The following is a 16,255-nucleotide window of genomic DNA, read 5'->3' as shown; positions in this document are numbered from 1 at the left end:
TGGTTGGCCATCCCTCGGGGGCATGACCAACTTGGGTGATCACGAACCCAGTTCTTCCTCGATCAACTGTTTGAAGCTGTCGTAGGACTGGTTCTCGATCTTCTTGCCGTTCAGGACAAAGGACGGTGTGGCCTGCACGCCGTCACGTTCGGCGTTCTCCTGATACCATGCGACCAAGGTCTGTGCGCGGGTCCCGTCCTGAAGGCAGGCTTCAAGCTGGTCATTGTCGATACCGGCCAGACGACCAATCTTGCGCAGCTCATCCACAATCTCGGTCGGGCCACCGGCTTGTGTCCATTCTGGTTGGCCCTCGTAGATCAGATCGGAGATGCCAAAGAACTTGTCCGGCCCGGCGCAGCGCGCGACCATCGAAGCCCACAGACCGTAGCGATCAAAATACACTTCGCGATAGATGAACCGAACCTTTCCGGTGTCGATGAAATCCTTCTTGAGCTGCTTGAACGGCCCCTGATGGAAATTTGCACAATGCGGACACGTGTAAGACGCATATTCGATTATCTCGACCGGCGCGTCCTCGGCCCCAAGCACCATTTCGACGATGGTCGAGGTATCCAGGTCCGCCTCTTGTGCCTCGGCGCTGCTGATCAGCGGAGCGGCGGGGGTGGTGTTGGACGTCGTCAACCAATATCCGCCCGCGGCCACGGCGACGGCCGCACAGATTACTGTTGCAATACGGCTCATTCTCAGCCCTTTCTTAGTGTTTCTGTCTGGATAAAACGTTGCGGCCCAGTCGTTCAAGGGCAGCGCGCAAATCTTCATCGTTAACGTCACGCGACACATTGTCTGCTTCGGCCGCTATTTCAGGCGCTATTTCGGGTTCTGCCTGTTTTGGCTTATGGTCGAAACTTGCCTGGCCTTCCGCAAATCCGGTCGCAGCGGTCTGGGTTATACGAACACGACTGATCGCACTGAAGCCATAGACGGCGTTGACGCGCTCTTTCAGTTGTTCCTTCTGCATTTCCAGCATCGGCGCTTGGGGACCGGTGGTCAGCACCGTCAAGGTGGCTCCAAACCCGCCCTTGGCGTATCCGACCTTGACCGGTTGGGCGATCGCAGCGATGTCCTGGCCCACGATCTCGGTCCAATGAGTCAGCAGACGCGACACCGCAAAGCCACGGCTTTCACCCGCGCGCCTGATCTGGTCGTTCAGCAAGGTCGCGGTGCGCTTGAACCCGCGTGTCGAGGATCGTCTGCGTTGCATCTGGTATCCAACTCCTGCGCCGCTATTGTAATAGGCAGACGCCCGGGCGCCAGCGAAACCCGACAGAGAGACAGATAAAACTTGCGTGACATAGCTGAATTTGACGTGAGCGCCGAATTGCTCGACTGGTATGACCGCCACGCGCGCCAGATGCCTTGGCGCATAGGCCCGGCGGACCGGGCTGCGGGCGTCGTTCCCGACGCCTATCGCGTCTGGTTGTCCGAGGTCATGTTGCAGCAAACCACTGTCGCAGCGGTGCGCGACTATTTCGTGCGCTTTACAACCAGATGGCCCACTGTGGACGCGTTAGCCGCGGCGAAGGATGAGGATGTCATGGCAGAGTGGGCCGGGTTGGGGTACTATGCCCGCGCCCGAAACCTCTTGAAATGCGCGCGGGTCGTGGCGAACGAAAACGCGGGCAGGTTCCCTGATACTTATGATGCCCTGCTGGAACTACCGGGCATCGGCCCTTATACCGCCGCCGCAATTGCCGCGATTGCGTTTAACCAGCCCGAAACGGTTCTGGATGGCAACGTAGAACGGGTGATGGCCCGCCTTTTCGACATTCACGATCCTTTGCCCGGGTCAAAACCCATCCTCAAAGAAAAAGCTGCGTCGCTGACGCCAACCAGGCGGCCCGGAGACTATGCGCAGGCCGTGATGGATTTGGGCGCAACAATTTGCACGCCGAAGTCCCCTGCCTGCGGTATTTGCCCATTGCGTGCGCCTTGTCTGGCACGGGCCGTCGGCACGCAGGCGGAGCTGCCCAAAAAGACGCCGAAAAAGCCGAAACCTGTCCGACATGGACACATCTACATCGCACGCCGCGAGGATGGCGCGTTGGTGCTGGAACGCCGACCGGACAAGGGTCTTTTGGGCGGCATGCTTGGTTGGCCAGGCTCGGAGTGGTCGGATGCCCCGATACCATGCCCGCCTTTCGACGCGGATTGGACGGCGTTGCAGGGCGAAGTGCGCCACACCTTTACGCATTTTCACCTTGTTCTGCGGGTTTGGACAGCCTCGTTACCCAACGGAATCAACCTGGATGGGCTGATCGTTCTGGACAAACATGACTTTCGGCCAAAAGATTTGCCTACAGTGATGCGCAAGGCCCACGATCTTTGGCGTGGGCGCTAGCGCGCCAATCAACGCAACAGGGCAGGCCCACTGCCCACAAAAGGTTTGAAGCATCCAGATGATCGCGTCGGAAACCTTGTCCCGTTGGCAAACTGCCCTGCCGTTTTGGGCGTCATTCCTTCTGATCCCGTTGATTTGGATTTCAGCATTCTCTGGCGGCGTGTGGATTCTGTTGGTGCCCGTTTCGACATGGTGGGCTTACGCTGTACTGGACCATTTTGTGGGTCTGAATCTGGAAAACGCCGATACCGAAACACCAGACGGGCCGTTGCGTTGGTACATCTTGCTGACGAACGCCTGGGCGCCGTTCCAGTTTCTGACACTTTACGGGCTGATCTGGTATGTGACCCACTCGGGCACGTTGAGCACGCTTGAAAAGATTGGCGTCTTCTTCGGGATGGGCGTGATTTCTGGCACCATCGGGATCAACTACAGCCACGAGTTGATGCATCAAAAAGGTCGTGGCGAGCGTTGGTTGGCCGACATCCTGCTTGCAATGGTGCTGTATTCGCATTTCCGGTCCGAACACCTTTTGGTCCATCACCGATATGTCGGTACGCCGCGTGATCCAGTGACCGCGCGCTACAACGAAGGCTTCCATCGGTTTTATCCTCGTGTGCTTAAACAGAGCCTCGTTTCTGCCTTTCGTGCAGAACGCGACAAACTCGCGCGGAAGGACTTGCCGTGGACAGACCGATCCAACCCGTTCTGGCGTTATTGGATGTTGCAAGGCGCGATGCTTTTACTTGCCTTTGTGGTCGGCGGCTGGGCCGGGATGGGTCTGTTCTTGCTTCAGGCCGGTATCGCGATCTGGCAGTTGGAACTGGTCAACTATGTCGAACACTATGGTCTGACCCGCAAACACCTGGGCAACGGAAAATACGAACACGTTCGACCGCGCCACTCCTGGAATTCATCCCAGAAAGCCTCAAACTGGTTGCTGATCAACCTGCAACGTCACTCGGATCACCACTACAAGCCAAGCCGCCGCTTCCCTTTGTTGCAACACCATAGTCAGGATGCGGCACCGCAATTGCCTTACGGGTATCCAGTTATGACCGTGGCAGCGATGATGCCGCCCTTGTGGCGGCGGGTCATGAACCCAAGAGTACGCGCCTGGCGGCGTCAGTATTACCCTGAAATCACAAATTGGCAGCCCTACAACAAGGCGCAAAACCCTTATCCACCCACCTGACCGCAGCGCGTTTGCGCGCTGCTCAGCCCAACCGGCAACGTGCATCTATGATGCGCAATTGCCGGGCGGGAGCGTTTCCGACTAATAGGCCCAGACGTCCATCGGAGCTTCGACGCCCCGTATGGCTTGGTTCGATTTCCGGACAAAGCCCTGCATATCCTGCTGCGAAGCGGGGTTTTCCCGGCGAGCCTGCTTGTGAACGGCGTCGCTGATAACGATGCGGGCGGAAAGATCACGGGTCATGGCTTCGAGTTTGGCAGCCACATTTACGGCGTCTCCGATCACCGCGAACTCCAACCGATTTGCACCGATATCGCCCAGGACGACGGGGCCGAAATGTACGCCAATCCCTACGCGAACCTCGGGCTCTCCGGTCCGGCGCCGATCAAGATTCCAGCGCTCTATGACATCGACCATCGACCGCGCACAGGCGAGGGCGTTGCTGGCATCCAGCGGTGTTGGAACGGGCGTGCCGAACGTTGCCATCAACCCGTCGCCCAAATATTTGTCCAGCGTGCCATGATGCCGGAACACTTCGGTCTCCATTCGCGCATGGAACCCGCGCAGGGCCTCGATGACTTCATACGGATCGCGCCCGGCCGCAAAGCGGGTAAACCCGACAATATCAATGAACAGGACCGCGACATTTTCTTTGCGAACCTGTTTCAGCGGTTCGTCGTTGTGGCTGAGCGCCTCGACGACATTGGGCGAAAAATAACGGGACAAATTGGCGCGTTCGCGCTCAAGACCAGCGTTGCTCAGCAACAGGCGGTTCAGCCGCCGCATCGAGATCCCCAACGTCACCGCGACCATGACAAAAACGACCACCTGTTGAATGCGCTGATGTACCATAAAGCTGTTGGGGTCCAGCAACTCGGCCACGTCGGGGTATCCTTGCAATGCTTCCGCCACGCGCTCGCTGATTCCCGGTATCGGCGTCGCGACCCACCAGGCAATAATCCAGCCCAAGGTCCATATTCCGGCAGTCCACGATCCTATGGCCACAACCGTACGCCAGGAATACGCCATCGTGCCCGCGGCCAGGATGATAAAGAAATACTGGAAATTATCGAACCGGTACTGCATCGCCAGCGGTCGCACATCGTCGCTGAACGGATTGGGCACGATCATCGCCAAGGTCATGATCAGAAGATCAAGAAAAATCAACAACAACTCGGTTCGCGACTGGCCCACACGACCTGCGCGGCGGATCAGCCACCCATTTGCGCAGATCAGAAGTAGAATGAAGTGATACCACAGAACTTCCCAATGCGGGTTCAGAAACACCAACAGCACACCGGTCAGCCCCATGGCGATCCAACGTGCGTAAACGGCCAGTTCCAGCCCTTCGCGTTTGTGCCGCTCAAGTGCGGCTTCGGTATACTTATTGTCCAGATCGACGCTGTCAGGTTGCGTTATGAAAAACCGGTCCAGGCGGGACGGGCTGGCGGAAGTATCGGTCATGGGTCTGCTCTCCCATTCGGACTGTCAGGGACAGGGCTATGCAATCATTCCTGCACAAAAAACAAAAGACCCCGCCGAAATCGGCGGGGCAAGGCTTAGTGCCTTGTGTCAGGCCACAGGCACCGGCGGTATTCAGTTGTGCAGTTCGGCCCTGATCTGCTGGCGTAAGACATCGATGGGCACCGTCTTGCCGTCACGCTTGAAGCACCAATAGGTCCAGCCGTTACACGACGGCGCGTTTTCCAGATGCGCGCCGACCTGATGAATCGACCCTTTGACATTTTGCCCAACCAGCGTGCCATCTGCCCGAACCTTGGCCTTGTGACGTTGGTTCATCGAATAGAGTTCTTCGCCCGGGCGCAGCATCCCGCGTTCAACCAATTGGCCGAAGGGCACACGTGGTTCTGCGCGTTTGCTGGCGCTGACCTCAAGCGCCTCGCGGTCGAACTTGCGAACCTTCGCGATGCGTTTTTCGGCCACCTTGCGATAGCTTTCCTCGCGTTCGATGCCAATAAATTCACGGCCCAGCATCTTGGCAACCGCGCCAGTTGTGCCCGTTCCAAAGAACGGGTCCAGAATTACGTCACCGGGGTTGGTCGAGCCGATCAGGACCCGGTGCAACAGCGATTCCGGCTTTTGTGTCGGATGCGCCTTGTCACCGTTTTCATCCTTGAGACGCTCGTGCCCGGTGCAGATGGGCAGCACCCAATCGCTGCGCATCTGTACACCTTCATTCAGGGCTTTAAGCGCTTCGTAGTTAAAGGTGTACTTCGCCCCTTCCCGTTTAGACGCCCAAATCATCGTCTCATGCGCGTTTGTAAAGCGCTTGCCGCGGAAATTCGGCATCGGGTTCGACTTGCGCCAGACTACATCGTTCAGAATCCAATAGCCCGCATCCTGCAACGCCGATCCAACGCGGAAGATGTTGTGATAAGATCCGATTACCCAGATCGCGCCATTGGGCTTGAGCAAACGGTGCGCCGCCTTGAGCCATGCGCGCGTGAATTGGTCATAGGCCCCAAAGCTTGAGAACTGGTCCCAGTGATCGTCGACCGCATCCACTTCTGAATTGTCCGGGCGATGCAGCTGGCCTTTCAGTTGCAGATTGTACGGCGGGTCCGCAAAAATCAGGTCCACCGACGCCTCGGGCAGACTGTTCATCGCTTCGATGCAGTCCCCGGACAGAATCGTGTTTAAAGGGAGCGCGGTTGCGCCCTTCGTCTTAATAGTGGTCATATCACTGCCTCAGTTCCACGGCGCTTTTGCGCTCATTTGGTTGAAACAAGGATGAGTCAAAGATGATTCGCCGTCAAATTCTTTTTTGAATCAGTGACTTACGATTTACTCTTGATACAAGATATTGTGGACCGGTTTAAAGGAACGTCTATGGTGTGGGGTCACACCAAGATTTCGCAACGCTTCGCGATGCATTTTTGTCGGATAGCCCGCATTTGCTTCCCATCCATAACCAGGATGCTGTTGCGCCAAATCCACCATCACCTGATCGCGCCAGTTTTTCGCGATGATCGAGGCCGCCGCGATCGAAACGGACCGCCCGTCGCCTTTGACAACGGCCTGTGACGGGATCGTCAAACCGCTGGGAACCAGGTTACCGTCGATCAGTAGAAAATCAGGCGCCGGCGTCAGCGCCGCCACCGCGCGTTCCATCGCCAGATGCGAAGCCCGAAGAATGTTCAAGGCGTCAATCTCCGCAACTGACGCTTCGGCCATTGCAATTTCGGCTTGGCCGCGCAGCGCTGTTTCCAGCGCGATCCGTCGCTTTGCCGTCAGTTTTTTGGAATCGTTCAGACCATCGGGAATATTGTCTGGGTCCAAGATTACGGCCGCGGCAACCACCGGACCGGCCAAAGGACCACGCCCGACCTCATCCACTCCGGCTATTCGAACATAGCCACGAGAATGCAAGTCCTGCTCGATCTCAAAACTGGGTTTGGTCATAGCGTCCGGCAAAGCGTGTTTTGTCCCAATTCGCAAGAACAAAAGAGGGGATGGCCCAAGCCACCCCCTCCCGGTGCGACGCTTCTGATGGCGTCGCTCCTGCTCGATATTCGCAATCAATAGACGACGCGGTAACCGTATTCTCGCAGGCAAGCGGGTTCGTAGGCGCGTTTTACCTGTTTCCCGTTCCAGAATCCAACTTTGCACTGGTTGGGCAGTTTGCCTGCATGCTTGTAGTATTTGTTCAGGCAGCTTGGTCCAAGCAGTGGCCGCGATCCGGAGTAGTTCTTGTATGTGCGCAGGCAGCGCTGCGGCAGATCATACCGGGCGACACGGTCAGGCAGCGGCCGCGCCTTGTAGTGGTTCTTTTTTGCTTTTTTACGAACGTTGTTTTTTGGCTTTTGGTACTCGTAACGCGGCGCGCGGGTCACTGTTTGAGCGCGATCCTTGCGCTCTTGATTGGAATAGTGGTGAATCGCTGCCCCCACGATTGCAATGGCGGCCAATCCGCCAAGTATGTCCCGCGCATCCGCTGCCCGCGCGTTTGACGCTGAAATCCCGGTAATAGCCACCGCCGTGGCAACAATCAAAGCAATGAATTTCCGATGCATGATGCATGTCCTTTCGGATGTTCCTGCGGTCTGCATTAGTCCGCGTCTTCTATGCATCGACACTGCGGGCGTGGCCGTCAGACAGGCAATAACGGGACGTTGTTATCGGATAACGCCTGCCTAAACCCCTTGAGGTTATTGAATATCGGCCCCACCCATGCGCAGGATGCAGCTTATGAAAACGATCCTCTCTTCTCTGGCCGTTGCGGCCCTGATATCGCTTGGCTCTGCGGCGGCGGCGGATTGCTATGCGGACTACAAAGCCAAGCAGGACGACCCCCTGCGCCTGCATTATGGGGTGATGCAGGTATCGGGTTGCGATAAGGGCAAGGCCAAAACTGAAGTTGCCAAACGTCTGAAATCGTCCGGTTGGACATTGCTGAATGTAATGTCTGTGTTCGGGCCGGAAGGGTTGGATCAAAGGAAGGCCAATGCCGGAAAATTCTATCTCCGTTACTGAGGCGCGTCGCTCTGGCGTCAGACTGGTTGGGGCGGGTATCGCGGCGATTGTCCTGATTCTGATCACGGCCGCGGTTTTTCTGTTCTGGACGTTGCCAGATGCCAACGCATTCAATGCGCGCGTCGAGCGGTTGTTCGTCGAAAGCGACCTGACCTCGCAGGCTGAAATCCGCTTGCTGGAGATTTTGGCGCAATCCGGCACGGCCTTTGCCGACACCCTGTCCAGTTACAGGATGGTGATTTTTGTGTTGTTGGTGTTTGCCAGCGCCATGCTGATCACAGCGCTTGTTGTTCTGGTCATGCTGGTTCTGTTGAACCGGCGCATGGCACAGATTGAACGAACGGGCATTCAGGTCACTTCCCTGCTGATAAGCCGCGAGGAGAATACCGTTTACCTCAACAATATGGATTTTCACCTGACGCCTGCCGCGATGGAAACTCTGTCAGTTCTGGCCGAATCCCGAATGGATGACGAGGTTCTCTCCGGTGCTCAGATCGAGGCCACGATTTCGGGGCGGGATGCGGCCGATTGCGACGAAGCCGCAGGTGCGACCCGCATAAAACGGCTGCGCGATGCCCTAGGCAATCAGATGGTCAGCGAGCTGCTGGTCAAGAACATCGCCAAGCGTGGCTATATGTTGTCGATCGAAAAAGACGTGATTCAAATGGTCTGAGCCGGTATATTCTGCGTCCCGCCCCTTGGAATGGTCTGCAAAAGGACCCATCCTATAGGGGCCCGAGCAAGGGAGGCTGATGATGAACGTCCATGCCACGCCGAGAATCAAAGGCTACGGGATTTCTGTCGAACACCTACAGGGTCGCGTCGCGATCTATCGCGGAGATATCCTGCTGGCTGAAAGCCACAATGCCAAAGTGATGTATGAAACACGGCTTCCGCCGGCGATTTACATCCCACGCGCAGACCTTTGCGTTGAACTGAGCCCCGAGACCGAGTTGCAGACGTTCTGCCCCTTCAAGGGTACCGCCACCTATCACGATATCAGCCTGCCGGGCGAAAGACTGGCAAACTCGATCTGGGCCTACGAGGATGCACTGCCTGAAAGCGCAGCCATACAGGGGCATATCGGATTCATGCCGGATGCTTTTACTCATATCGACTTGGGTGAAAACACGTTGCGCGAACCCGAGGACGGCAACATCAGCGGTCCGCTGATTGACTGGCTGATGCGCGGTGCTGCCGAGATAAAAACGGCTGAAGAGTTTACCAAGACCCTGTCGGAAAAGATGCTGGAACACGGGATCGCAATTCAGCGACTCAGCGTTCTGGTTTGGTCCCTGCATCCTTTGATCGCCGGCAAACACCACATCTGGGAAAAGAACGTGGCCGAGATTTCCACGAATGTTCCAACTTACGAAATTCACGACCATCCGGCCTTTATCAACAGCCCTCTGCGTCACGTGTCGAATGGTTTGGGCGGCGTGCGGCAACGCCTGGACGACGACCACCCCCACAACAGCTTTCCCATCATGGAAGACCTGCGCGCCCAGGGTGGCACGGACTACGTCGCCATGCCGCTGCCCTTTTCGGACGGCCGGATCAACGTACTGACCCTGACCAGCGATCATCCAAATGGGTTCACCACCGAGAACCTTGGGCTGGTGTTCGAATGCTCGACCGTGATCGCCCGGTTTTACGAGGTATTCATGCAGCGCGAGAACGCGCAGGTGTTGCTGGAAACCTATGTCGGCAAGCGAACCGGTGCACGTGTTCTGGGCGGCGAGATTCGGCGCGGCGATGGTGATGACATTGATGCAGCAATCATGTTCTGCGATTTGCGGAACTCGACCAGCTTGGAAGAGAAACTGGGACGCAGCGAGTATATCAACCTGCTGAACGACTTTTTCGAGACGGTTTCGAACATCGTGGACCGAAACGATGGCGAAGTGCTGAAATTCATCGGGGACGCGGTCCTGGCCGTGTTTCCCGCTGAGGAAGACCCGAACGCAGCCCGGGAGAATGCGCAGCGCAGTGCGATTGAAATCGTTCAACGATTGGCCGAGGCGCGGCAAACGGAAAAGACGGATCACTGCGACTGTTCTATAGGTGTTGCCTATGGCCGGGTGACCTATGGCAACGTTGGATCACAGGAACGCCTTGATTTTACGGTTATTGGTCAGGCCGCCAACGTTGCGGCGCGTTTGGGTGAATTCAGCAAATCCACGGGTCACAGCATCGTCGTGTCACACGACATCCAACCCGCTTGCGTTCACGCGATCCCTCTGGGCGAGGTTGAGCTGCATAACGTATCTCAGCCGGTAAAAGCCTTTGCGCTGCAGACGCCCGACGGGTGAAAATCCGCACAAACGACCAAGGTCAGTTTGGATGGGCGAGGTTCGAACTTTGAAGTTACACCGGCTTAGACAAGCTCGCCTGTAGGCTGCGTTCCGTCCCTGTTTCTCACCCCCCCAACAAGATCAACGCCGTTTGCGCCGGAGAAAAACCGGCCTGAAACTGCGCAATCTGATTTCGCGCCAAATAGGTATCTGTCAGCTTGCTGACGGCTTCGGGATCCGTGAACTGTGCCAGATCATCCGAGCCCGTGACGCGCGCGAGTCGCTCTTTGAATTGTCCCAACTGCCGGTCGAGATCGAGTTGTGCGAAAGATGACGGTAGACCCAGTGCTGTCTCCATCATCTGGCGAAGGGGCGGGTTTCCCATAAGCTCAAACCATTTGCGATCGCCGGATCTATCCAGTGAGGCGATTTCTGGCAGAGCGTGCTGTGCGTATAGCGCGATGCGCATCGCATCATCGGATTGCCCGACGGCAACCTCGAACCGGGCGGTCAGACTGTCGTCCGCAATCTGTTCCATATTCGTGATCAGGCCGGTTTTACGCGTGGCCCCGGCCCCCAGACCAAACGCGTCTGAAAACTCGCGATATCGACCGTCGGCCAGCCTGTTGGCCAGCGCGTCATCAGCGCGTGTCCCGTCGGACAGGACTTTCTGAATGAAGTACGTATTGTTGAGATCATCTTCCAATCCGAAAGCACCCAAAGCGACTTGTAACAGCCGCCGATCCGAGACCAGATCCTCGGCTGTCCGGACGTCTCCGATGTTGTCCAGAAAGTACGCCCTGTCGCGGGCGTTGACGTCTGAGTCTGCAAAGCTCTGAAGCTGCGCGTCGTAGGTGCGTTGCAAAAAACGCCAACCCGCGATTCCTCCGGTGGGGACGACCGGTTGGAAAGTCATTGGTGATACGCCATCAGGCGTTCCTCGCGCGGCAACAACGAGCGAAGCGCTTTGAGGCACTTGTAGTACTGCTCCGCGACCAAAGCCTCGGTTGCCTCGGTCAAAACCCGGCGGCTGTCGGTATCTGTGAACACCTGGCTCAACTCCTCGACGCGGCGCAGGAGTTGCTGACGGGCCTGATCCGGCGCCGTGTCGCCAGACAACACGAGCTGAGCGGCGTAGCAGACGCGCCGCACGGGTGTATTGACCTCATCGGGGTGTATGGCATCCCGCAGTCGCAGAACGTTGGCCTGTGGTGTCATGATGGAAAATCGACTGCGCCGATCGCCATTCTCGATCACTACGCCATTGATCAGCACCCGCTCTTTGGGCGCAAGTTTCAAAACCAGTCCACTCATCACACGCCTTTCATCTGCCTGAGGCCCCGTAAAACGGCCATGTTAATTTCCAACAGCGGTTCAACCACGGCATTGTTGTTCAGAACTTGGCTGCTGTGCTGTTCGGTGAATTCAGCAAGGTAGAAAATTCTGGCGCGCAGGTCGTTGGGCAAGCCATTGTCAGAATCCGAAACACTGGTTGCAAGGACGTTCCACAGACGCCGGTTTTCATGCAACGCGCGAACAAACCCACCAAAATCCGTGGTGCGTCGCGCTGCAGCGGCTTTGAGCCTGTGCGTGATCTTCGAGATTGCTTCATATTCGGTATCGCGCGGTGTTCGCGTCGGCGCAGCAGTTTGGGCGTAAGCACGTTGTGCATTGATTTGAGGGGTCACGAAGTATCCTTCCAAGCGTCCATCAGGTATCTGTCAGTCACGGGGCGCGGTAAACGCGCCCCGATCTGGTTCTGCGATCAGCGGAACAAGGACAGGATGGACTGCGGTGCCTGGTTCGCGATCGACAGCGACTGTGTTGCCAGCTGTTGCTGAACCTGAAGCGCCTGCAAGCGGGCAGAGGTTTCTTCCATATCGGCGTCAACCAAAGAACCGATACCGGATCGGAACGAGTCCGTCAGGTTCGAAATAAACTCTTTCTGAGTTTCAATGCGCCCCTGAGCCGAACCGAAGGCTGCCGCTGCATCGATTGAGGTGTCGATCAGCGTTTCGATGGTCCCCAGCGCAGCCGCTGCACCGGCATCCGTTGAGACATCGATCGAGCTCAACGCGCCAAGCCCCCCCGCACCAGCATTCGTGAATTGGGCGGATATCGAAATATCCTGATCCGCATCAGCGCCGGCCGCGGCCGCGCCGGTGGCGAAAGACAGGGTGTTCGGCGCACCAGCAGAGTCGTAATCGACGGCAAGGCCGGTAATCCCAAGTGCGTCGACCTGATTCTTGAGGCCTACGGCAACCAGAGCATCCGTGTAGTTCGCATCGTACGTTCCGGACGGATCAAGATCGCTGTCCTGGATGGTGTAAGCCACCTCTTGATCGCCGACCCTGATCGAAACCCGGTCACCGACTTCAAAGTTGGTTGTCGAGCTGTCGATCACGATGTCGCCGGCGCCCCCGGCCCGGTCCATTGTGAAACCGGCAACATCGTTGTCGGTGGTTGCGCCATCCGAACCGGCGAGCACAGCCTTGGCGGTGTACCCCCCAATGGACAAGTCCTGACTGGCCACCGAAATTGAAGACGCGGTAACCGCACCCGTACCATCCCGATCCAGAGAGGACAGGATATTGGCCCCTGCACCCCCGTTCACCAAGTTCAGACCGTTGAACTGAGCCGCGCCAACAACCGCCTGAATCTGATCACGCAGCGCTGTTACGTCATCGTTGATCTTATCACGATCAACGTTGTCCTCCTGCGCCGCAACGATCTTTTCCTTCATCTGGTTCAGCAGGTCAGTCACGGTTTCCGAAGCATTGCGAGCCACGGCAACGGTCGATTCCCCCAGCGCCAGACTGTCCTTGATCGCGTTGAAACCCTTAACATCCGATTCCATGACTTTGGAGATTGCCCAGACAGCCGAGTTATCCTTGGCCGAGGCAACTTCCTTACCGGTTGAAATCGCGTTCTGGGTCATCGCCAGGTTCTTGTTGACTGACTTGAGCGTCTGCAGCGCAACCATCGCGCCGTTGTTCGTCAGAATGCTGGACATAATTGTCATCCTTCTTTTGTGCGGGCGCATTTGGCACCCATGTGTTTCCCACCAAGCAGGCAGGCATTCTGTCGTTCTGACCTGTGCGTCTTGCCCTTCGGCCTGCGCGCCACCTGCTTTGTCAGGTGCGAGGCCACGTTGGCCGCTTATCCCCTAACGGAGTGCTAAGACACGACGCCGGAAAACCTCAGATTTGAATCAAACCGTGCGTTAAGCGCGTTTTTCCAGTTTGGCTTTGCCCCGCATCGGGTAACCGCTGCGCTGGCCGTCCGCATCATATGTGCTGAATTCCTGCCGCACTTTCCGAAGTTCGGACATACGGTTGGCCACCGAACGGATTCCTTCAGCAGCGCTGTTGAGCAGTGACTGATTGCGCTCAAGCTTCTTTTGCAGGGCGATCAAATCCGCGCTGTTCAGCACCTGCAATTCATTGATTGCCCCGATCAGTTTCTCCTTTTCCGGAGTCATGGTTTTCAGCCGGTTCAGATCGCCTTCGACCAGCGCCGCACGCTCCAGATCCAACACTTCTTCCAATGCCGTAATCAGCTCATTTGACATCTGACTTCTCCATCATTGCCGTTATCAGAATCTCAGACAGTCCAATGCCGCCGGATTGCGCCAGTTGGCGGGCCTGATGCTGCACCAGGAAAGAGCTGAACTGATCTTCGCCCGCGCCCCCGCCAAAGGACTGGCTTGTCTTTCCAAGCCCTGCGGATTTAAGCATCTGAGCAAGAAAGGTGGCTTCCAACTCGACTGCAGCAGATTTCAAATGGGGCGGAATCTCTGATTTCTGCGCCACCGGAATCGTCGGTGTAATCTTCATCGGGTTCTCTGAAATTTGCTTCTAACTTTCTTGATCAAAACGGAAAGCAGTTAAAAAAAACGTAACTTCCTGCGGGCAGGGTTCTGGTGAACAAACGGTCCCGGAGTAAGAAATGCCCAATCCTCTGACAAACGCATCATTGGCATCGCAGACAGGGACCGCACCCGGAGCCAACAGCATGGACACCGATCAGAAAACGGCCGAATCGTCCTTTCTGAGCATTCTGAATGGGCTCGAACCAGACGTGGGTTCAGATCAGCAAGAGCCTGTCACCAAGGAACCGATTCTGGACGCAGAGGACCTTGAAGAACCTGCTGAACCGGAAGCCTCGGCGCCGCCTGAAACTGCCGACATTGCTACGCCATCTTTGGAAAGCCCCGCAAATCAGGACACACCCCGGAACAACCCCGAAATACAGTCATCCTTGGCCAATTTTTTTTCCGCGAAAGGCGCACCATCAGGCGAGCCGTTGGATGATCGGGGCCAGGCCAATTTGCCAGCCACCCATCAGCATTCGGGCAAAACCAGCAGCGAACCGAGCACGGGATTACAACACTTAACAAATGCACGCGTCCCGGAGCCGCGGCAACAGACCTCCATCTCCGCCACCTATGATGCGCCCAGGATCGCAGGACCAATAGACCGCGATGGCGAGGCGCGTATTCCCGCGCCAAACGCATCACCACAATCAACGGAAACATCGGCGGCACCCGAAACGCGACGACAAACCGTTGTGGCACACGCAGTTGCGACCCAAGCGGCCGCGTCCGCCGCCGAAACAAGAGACAAAAGCAGCCCCATCTTCACCGATTTCGAAGTTCCCGCAGATGCGGAGGCGGCAGACGTTGCTCCTGTCGCCACGACGCGCGACAGTGCAACCACGTCAAACGCCGCACCATTTCGCACCGAAGTCGCCCGCGCTGTAGCCGGTCAATTGGCGGCTTCCATAACCGCCCGACCCAGCCAAGGCGGACTTGAAATCGCACTCAACCCCGAAGAGTTGGGGCGCGTTTCCATCTTGATGGGCGGGCGAGACGATGGCCTTCACCTTTTGATTACAGCAGAGCGCCCCGAGACATTGGATCTCATGCGGCGGCACATCTCTGTGCTGGCAGCCGAGTTTGAGAAGGCGGGGTATGGCGAAATGTCCTTTGACCTCGGCCTGACCGGAGAAAACCAGCATGACGCAGACAAATCGTCCAGCGAAAAGACATATGATTTGAGCGAGACAGAAGACCCTTCCGATCCGGCACCGCCACCTTACCCGACCGCGTCTGGTGCTGGCCTTGATCTGAGGCTGTGATCGATGATTGATAGTGTCAATTCCGCGACCGCTGGCTCGGCGGGCTCTGGCAGCAGGCAAGGCGCCTCGGCCCTGGCGTCCGATTTTGAGACCTTCCTGTTGATGCTGACCACACAGGCCAAAAATCAGGACCCGCTGGAACCTTTGGACTCGTCGGAATACGCGTCACAACTGGCACAGTTTTCGATGGTTGAGCAACAGGTTCAAACCAACAGCCTGCTGGCAGAGCTGACGAATACAATCGGCCTTAACCAGTTGTCCAGCTGGATCGGTACAGAGGTCCGGGCAGCAGCAGATTTTCGATATGACGGTGAGCCCGTCGACATCGAAACCCTTGTTGCTGCCACCGCCGACCGCGCAACGCTGGTCATTCGGGACGCAAACGAAGCAGAGGTTGCCAGAATTCCAATCCCGATCGACCAAACCGAGTTCGAATGGGACGGCGTGGGCAACACTGGTGAATTGCTGCCGCACGGTACCTACTCTGCGACCGTTGAAAGCCACAATGGTCGTCAGTTGCTGGCCAGTATTCCAGCCGCTGCGTTCAGCCGTGTGGTCGAGGCGCAGATTCGTGACGATTTGGTCACGTTGACGCTGGACAGCGGTGCAATTGTTTCAGCCGACTCGGTCCGACAGGTTCGCAAGGGCGCTTGATCTGAACAGCAGGGCGGTCCAAGTCTTAGCAACCTTCGATTCGCCTGCAAGTTCTGGTGCCGCTCTGACCGACCCGATACTCCCACCTCCCGAACTCGTAAGTCACCTGAGAGTTCTGGG

At 57.0% G+C, this 16,255-nt stretch carries 19 protein-coding genes; 7 read left to right on the top strand and 12 right to left on the bottom strand.

What is annotated here, in order from left to right; all coding sequences use genetic code 11:
* Positions 1-39 precede the first annotated feature (39 nt).
* Entirely contained in the window at positions 40-702 is a 663-nt protein-coding gene (locus RA28_RS12265) for a DsbA family protein (RefSeq protein WP_039528943.1), read from the bottom strand.
* Positions 703-715: 13 nt separating this feature from the next.
* A complete protein-coding gene (locus RA28_RS12260; protein ID WP_039528939.1) occupies positions 716-1,222 on the bottom strand; it encodes a DUF721 domain-containing protein in 507 nt (168 codons plus the stop codon).
* 81 nt (positions 1,223-1,303) lie between these two features.
* On the opposite strand from RA28_RS12260, the gene mutY reads away from it, so the two are divergent.
* Entirely contained in the window at positions 1,304-2,359 is a 1,056-nt protein-coding gene (gene mutY / locus RA28_RS12255) for an A/G-specific adenine glycosylase (protein WP_039528937.1), read from the top strand.
* Positions 2,360-2,417: 58 nt separating this feature from the next.
* A complete protein-coding gene (locus tag RA28_RS12250) occupies positions 2,418-3,554 on the top strand; it encodes an alkane 1-monooxygenase (RefSeq protein WP_039528935.1) in 1,137 nt (378 codons plus the stop codon).
* Between the two features lie 81 nt (positions 3,555-3,635).
* Here the strand turns inward: RA28_RS12250 and RA28_RS12245 are convergent, their stop codons facing one another.
* The 4 genes from RA28_RS12245 to RA28_RS12230 all read right to left on the bottom strand — a co-directional run bounded on the left by RA28_RS12245 (position 3,636) and on the right by RA28_RS12230 (position 7,588).
* A complete protein-coding gene (locus RA28_RS12245) occupies positions 3,636-5,018 on the bottom strand; it encodes an adenylate/guanylate cyclase domain-containing protein (RefSeq protein WP_039528933.1) in 1,383 nt (460 codons plus the stop codon).
* A gap of 132 nt (positions 5,019-5,150) precedes the next feature.
* On the bottom strand, positions 5,151-6,254 hold the full coding sequence (locus RA28_RS12240; RefSeq protein WP_039528931.1) for a site-specific DNA-methyltransferase: 1,104 nt from the start codon (positions 6,252-6,254) through the stop codon (positions 5,151-5,153).
* A 105-nt stretch (positions 6,255-6,359) separates the two neighbouring features.
* Positions 6,360-6,977, bottom strand: a complete 618-nt coding sequence (locus RA28_RS12235) for a ribonuclease HII (protein WP_039528929.1) — start codon at positions 6,975-6,977, stop codon at positions 6,360-6,362.
* Between the two features lie 116 nt (positions 6,978-7,093).
* Positions 7,094-7,588: a hypothetical protein gene (locus tag RA28_RS12230; protein ID WP_052261452.1), complete on the bottom strand. Its 495-nt coding sequence runs from the start codon at positions 7,586-7,588 to the stop codon at positions 7,094-7,096.
* Positions 7,589-7,763: 175 nt separating this feature from the next.
* Here RA28_RS12230 and RA28_RS12225 point away from each other — a divergent pair, with 175 nt between their 5' ends.
* The 3 genes from RA28_RS12225 (at position 7,764) to RA28_RS12215 (ending at position 10,360) form a co-directional block, all read left to right on the top strand.
* Positions 7,764-8,048, top strand: a complete 285-nt coding sequence (locus RA28_RS12225) for a hypothetical protein (protein ID WP_082029824.1) — start codon at positions 7,764-7,766, stop codon at positions 8,046-8,048.
* The gene (locus tag RA28_RS12220) at positions 8,020-8,721 is read left to right on the top strand and encodes a winged helix-turn-helix domain-containing protein (protein ID WP_039528924.1); all 702 of its coding nucleotides are present in this window, start codon (positions 8,020-8,022) and stop codon (positions 8,719-8,721) included. The genes RA28_RS12225 and RA28_RS12220 overlap by 29 nt, the downstream gene beginning before the upstream one ends.
* Before the next feature lie 82 nt (positions 8,722-8,803).
* A complete protein-coding gene (locus RA28_RS12215) occupies positions 8,804-10,360 on the top strand; it encodes a DUF427 domain-containing protein (protein ID WP_039528921.1) in 1,557 nt (518 codons plus the stop codon).
* Positions 10,361-10,466: 106 nt separating this feature from the next.
* Here RA28_RS12215 and RA28_RS12210 read toward each other — a convergent pair whose 3' ends face one another.
* The 6 genes from RA28_RS12210 to RA28_RS12185 all read right to left on the bottom strand — a co-directional run bounded on the left by RA28_RS12210 (position 10,467) and on the right by RA28_RS12185 (position 14,178).
* Positions 10,467-11,258 carry a DUF1217 domain-containing protein gene (locus RA28_RS12210; RefSeq protein ID WP_039528919.1) on the bottom strand — a complete coding sequence of 264 codons (792 nt, stop codon included), beginning with the start codon at positions 11,256-11,258 and terminating at the stop codon, positions 10,467-10,469.
* Positions 11,255-11,656, bottom strand: coding sequence for a flagellar biosynthesis repressor FlbT (gene flbT / locus RA28_RS12205; RefSeq protein WP_039528916.1), 402 nt, complete (start codon positions 11,654-11,656; stop codon positions 11,255-11,257). Before flbT ends, RA28_RS12210 begins: the two co-directional genes overlap by 4 nt.
* On the bottom strand, positions 11,656-12,030 hold the full coding sequence (flaF, locus tag RA28_RS12200) for a flagellar biosynthesis regulator FlaF (protein ID WP_039529439.1): 375 nt from the start codon (positions 12,028-12,030) through the stop codon (positions 11,656-11,658). Before flaF ends, flbT begins: the two co-directional genes overlap by 1 nt.
* A 77-nt stretch (positions 12,031-12,107) precedes the next feature.
* Positions 12,108-13,355, bottom strand: coding sequence for a flagellin (locus RA28_RS12195; RefSeq protein ID WP_039529437.1), 1,248 nt, complete (start codon positions 13,353-13,355; stop codon positions 12,108-12,110).
* A 210-nt stretch (positions 13,356-13,565) separates the two neighbouring features.
* Positions 13,566-13,913, bottom strand: coding sequence for a flagellar biosynthesis protein FlgN (locus tag RA28_RS12190; RefSeq protein ID WP_039528913.1), 348 nt, complete (start codon positions 13,911-13,913; stop codon positions 13,566-13,568).
* Entirely contained in the window at positions 13,903-14,178 is a 276-nt protein-coding gene (locus tag RA28_RS12185; RefSeq protein ID WP_039528910.1) for a rod-binding protein, read from the bottom strand. Before RA28_RS12185 ends, RA28_RS12190 begins: the two co-directional genes overlap by 11 nt.
* Before the next feature lie 112 nt (positions 14,179-14,290).
* On the opposite strand from RA28_RS12185, the gene RA28_RS12180 reads away from it, so the two are divergent.
* The gene (locus tag RA28_RS12180) at positions 14,291-15,481 is read left to right on the top strand and encodes a flagellar hook-length control protein FliK (RefSeq protein WP_039528908.1); all 1,191 of its coding nucleotides are present in this window, start codon (positions 14,291-14,293) and stop codon (positions 15,479-15,481) included.
* Between the two features lie 3 nt (positions 15,482-15,484).
* Positions 15,485-16,135 carry a flagellar hook capping FlgD N-terminal domain-containing protein gene (locus tag RA28_RS12175; protein ID WP_039528905.1) on the top strand — a complete coding sequence of 217 codons (651 nt, stop codon included), beginning with the start codon at positions 15,485-15,487 and terminating at the stop codon, positions 16,133-16,135.
* The last annotated feature ends 120 nt before the right edge of the window (positions 16,136-16,255 follow it).

Source organism: Ruegeria sp. ANG-S4, assembly GCF_000814005.1.
Lineage (GTDB): Bacteria > Pseudomonadota > Alphaproteobacteria > Rhodobacterales > Rhodobacteraceae > Ruegeria.
Note: the sequence above shows the minus strand (reverse complement) of the source record. Positions and strands in the feature narration are given on the sequence as shown.

Excerpts from the sequence above, each read along its gene's own strand:
- RA28_RS12185 (WP_039528910.1), bottom strand. The coding sequence starts at position 14,178 with ATGAAGATTACACCGACGATTCCGGTGGCGCAGAAATCAGAGATTCCG.
- RA28_RS12175 (WP_039528905.1), top strand. The coding sequence starts at position 15,485 with ATGATTGATAGTGTCAATTCCGCGACCGCTGGCTCGGCGGGCTCTGGC.
- RA28_RS12250 (WP_039528935.1), top strand. The coding sequence starts at position 2,418 with ATGATCGCGTCGGAAACCTTGTCCCGTTGGCAAACTGCCCTGCCGTTT.
- RA28_RS12225 (WP_082029824.1), top strand. The coding sequence starts at position 7,764 with ATGAAAACGATCCTCTCTTCTCTGGCCGTTGCGGCCCTGATATCGCTT.
- RA28_RS12230 (WP_052261452.1), bottom strand. The coding sequence starts at position 7,588 with ATGCATCGGAAATTCATTGCTTTGATTGTTGCCACGGCGGTGGCTATT.
- RA28_RS12220 (WP_039528924.1), top strand. The coding sequence starts at position 8,020 with ATGCCGGAAAATTCTATCTCCGTTACTGAGGCGCGTCGCTCTGGCGTC.
- RA28_RS12195 (WP_039529437.1), bottom strand. The coding sequence starts at position 13,355 with ATGTCCAGCATTCTGACGAACAACGGCGCGATGGTTGCGCTGCAGACG.
- RA28_RS12265 (WP_039528943.1), bottom strand. The coding sequence starts at position 702 with ATGAGCCGTATTGCAACAGTAATCTGTGCGGCCGTCGCCGTGGCCGCG.
- RA28_RS12210 (WP_039528919.1), bottom strand. The coding sequence starts at position 11,258 with ATGACTTTCCAACCGGTCGTCCCCACCGGAGGAATCGCGGGTTGGCGT.
- RA28_RS12215 (WP_039528921.1), top strand. The coding sequence starts at position 8,804 with ATGAACGTCCATGCCACGCCGAGAATCAAAGGCTACGGGATTTCTGTC.
- RA28_RS12240 (WP_039528931.1), bottom strand. The coding sequence starts at position 6,254 with ATGACCACTATTAAGACGAAGGGCGCAACCGCGCTCCCTTTAAACACG.
- RA28_RS12245 (WP_039528933.1), bottom strand. The coding sequence starts at position 5,018 with ATGACCGATACTTCCGCCAGCCCGTCCCGCCTGGACCGGTTTTTCATA.
- RA28_RS12260 (WP_039528939.1), bottom strand. The coding sequence starts at position 1,222 with ATGCAACGCAGACGATCCTCGACACGCGGGTTCAAGCGCACCGCGACC.
- flbT (WP_039528916.1), bottom strand. The coding sequence starts at position 11,656 with ATGAGTGGACTGGTTTTGAAACTTGCGCCCAAAGAGCGGGTGCTGATC.
- RA28_RS12180 (WP_039528908.1), top strand. The coding sequence starts at position 14,291 with ATGCCCAATCCTCTGACAAACGCATCATTGGCATCGCAGACAGGGACC.
- RA28_RS12190 (WP_039528913.1), bottom strand. The coding sequence starts at position 13,913 with ATGTCAAATGAGCTGATTACGGCATTGGAAGAAGTGTTGGATCTGGAG.
- RA28_RS12235 (WP_039528929.1), bottom strand. The coding sequence starts at position 6,977 with ATGACCAAACCCAGTTTTGAGATCGAGCAGGACTTGCATTCTCGTGGC.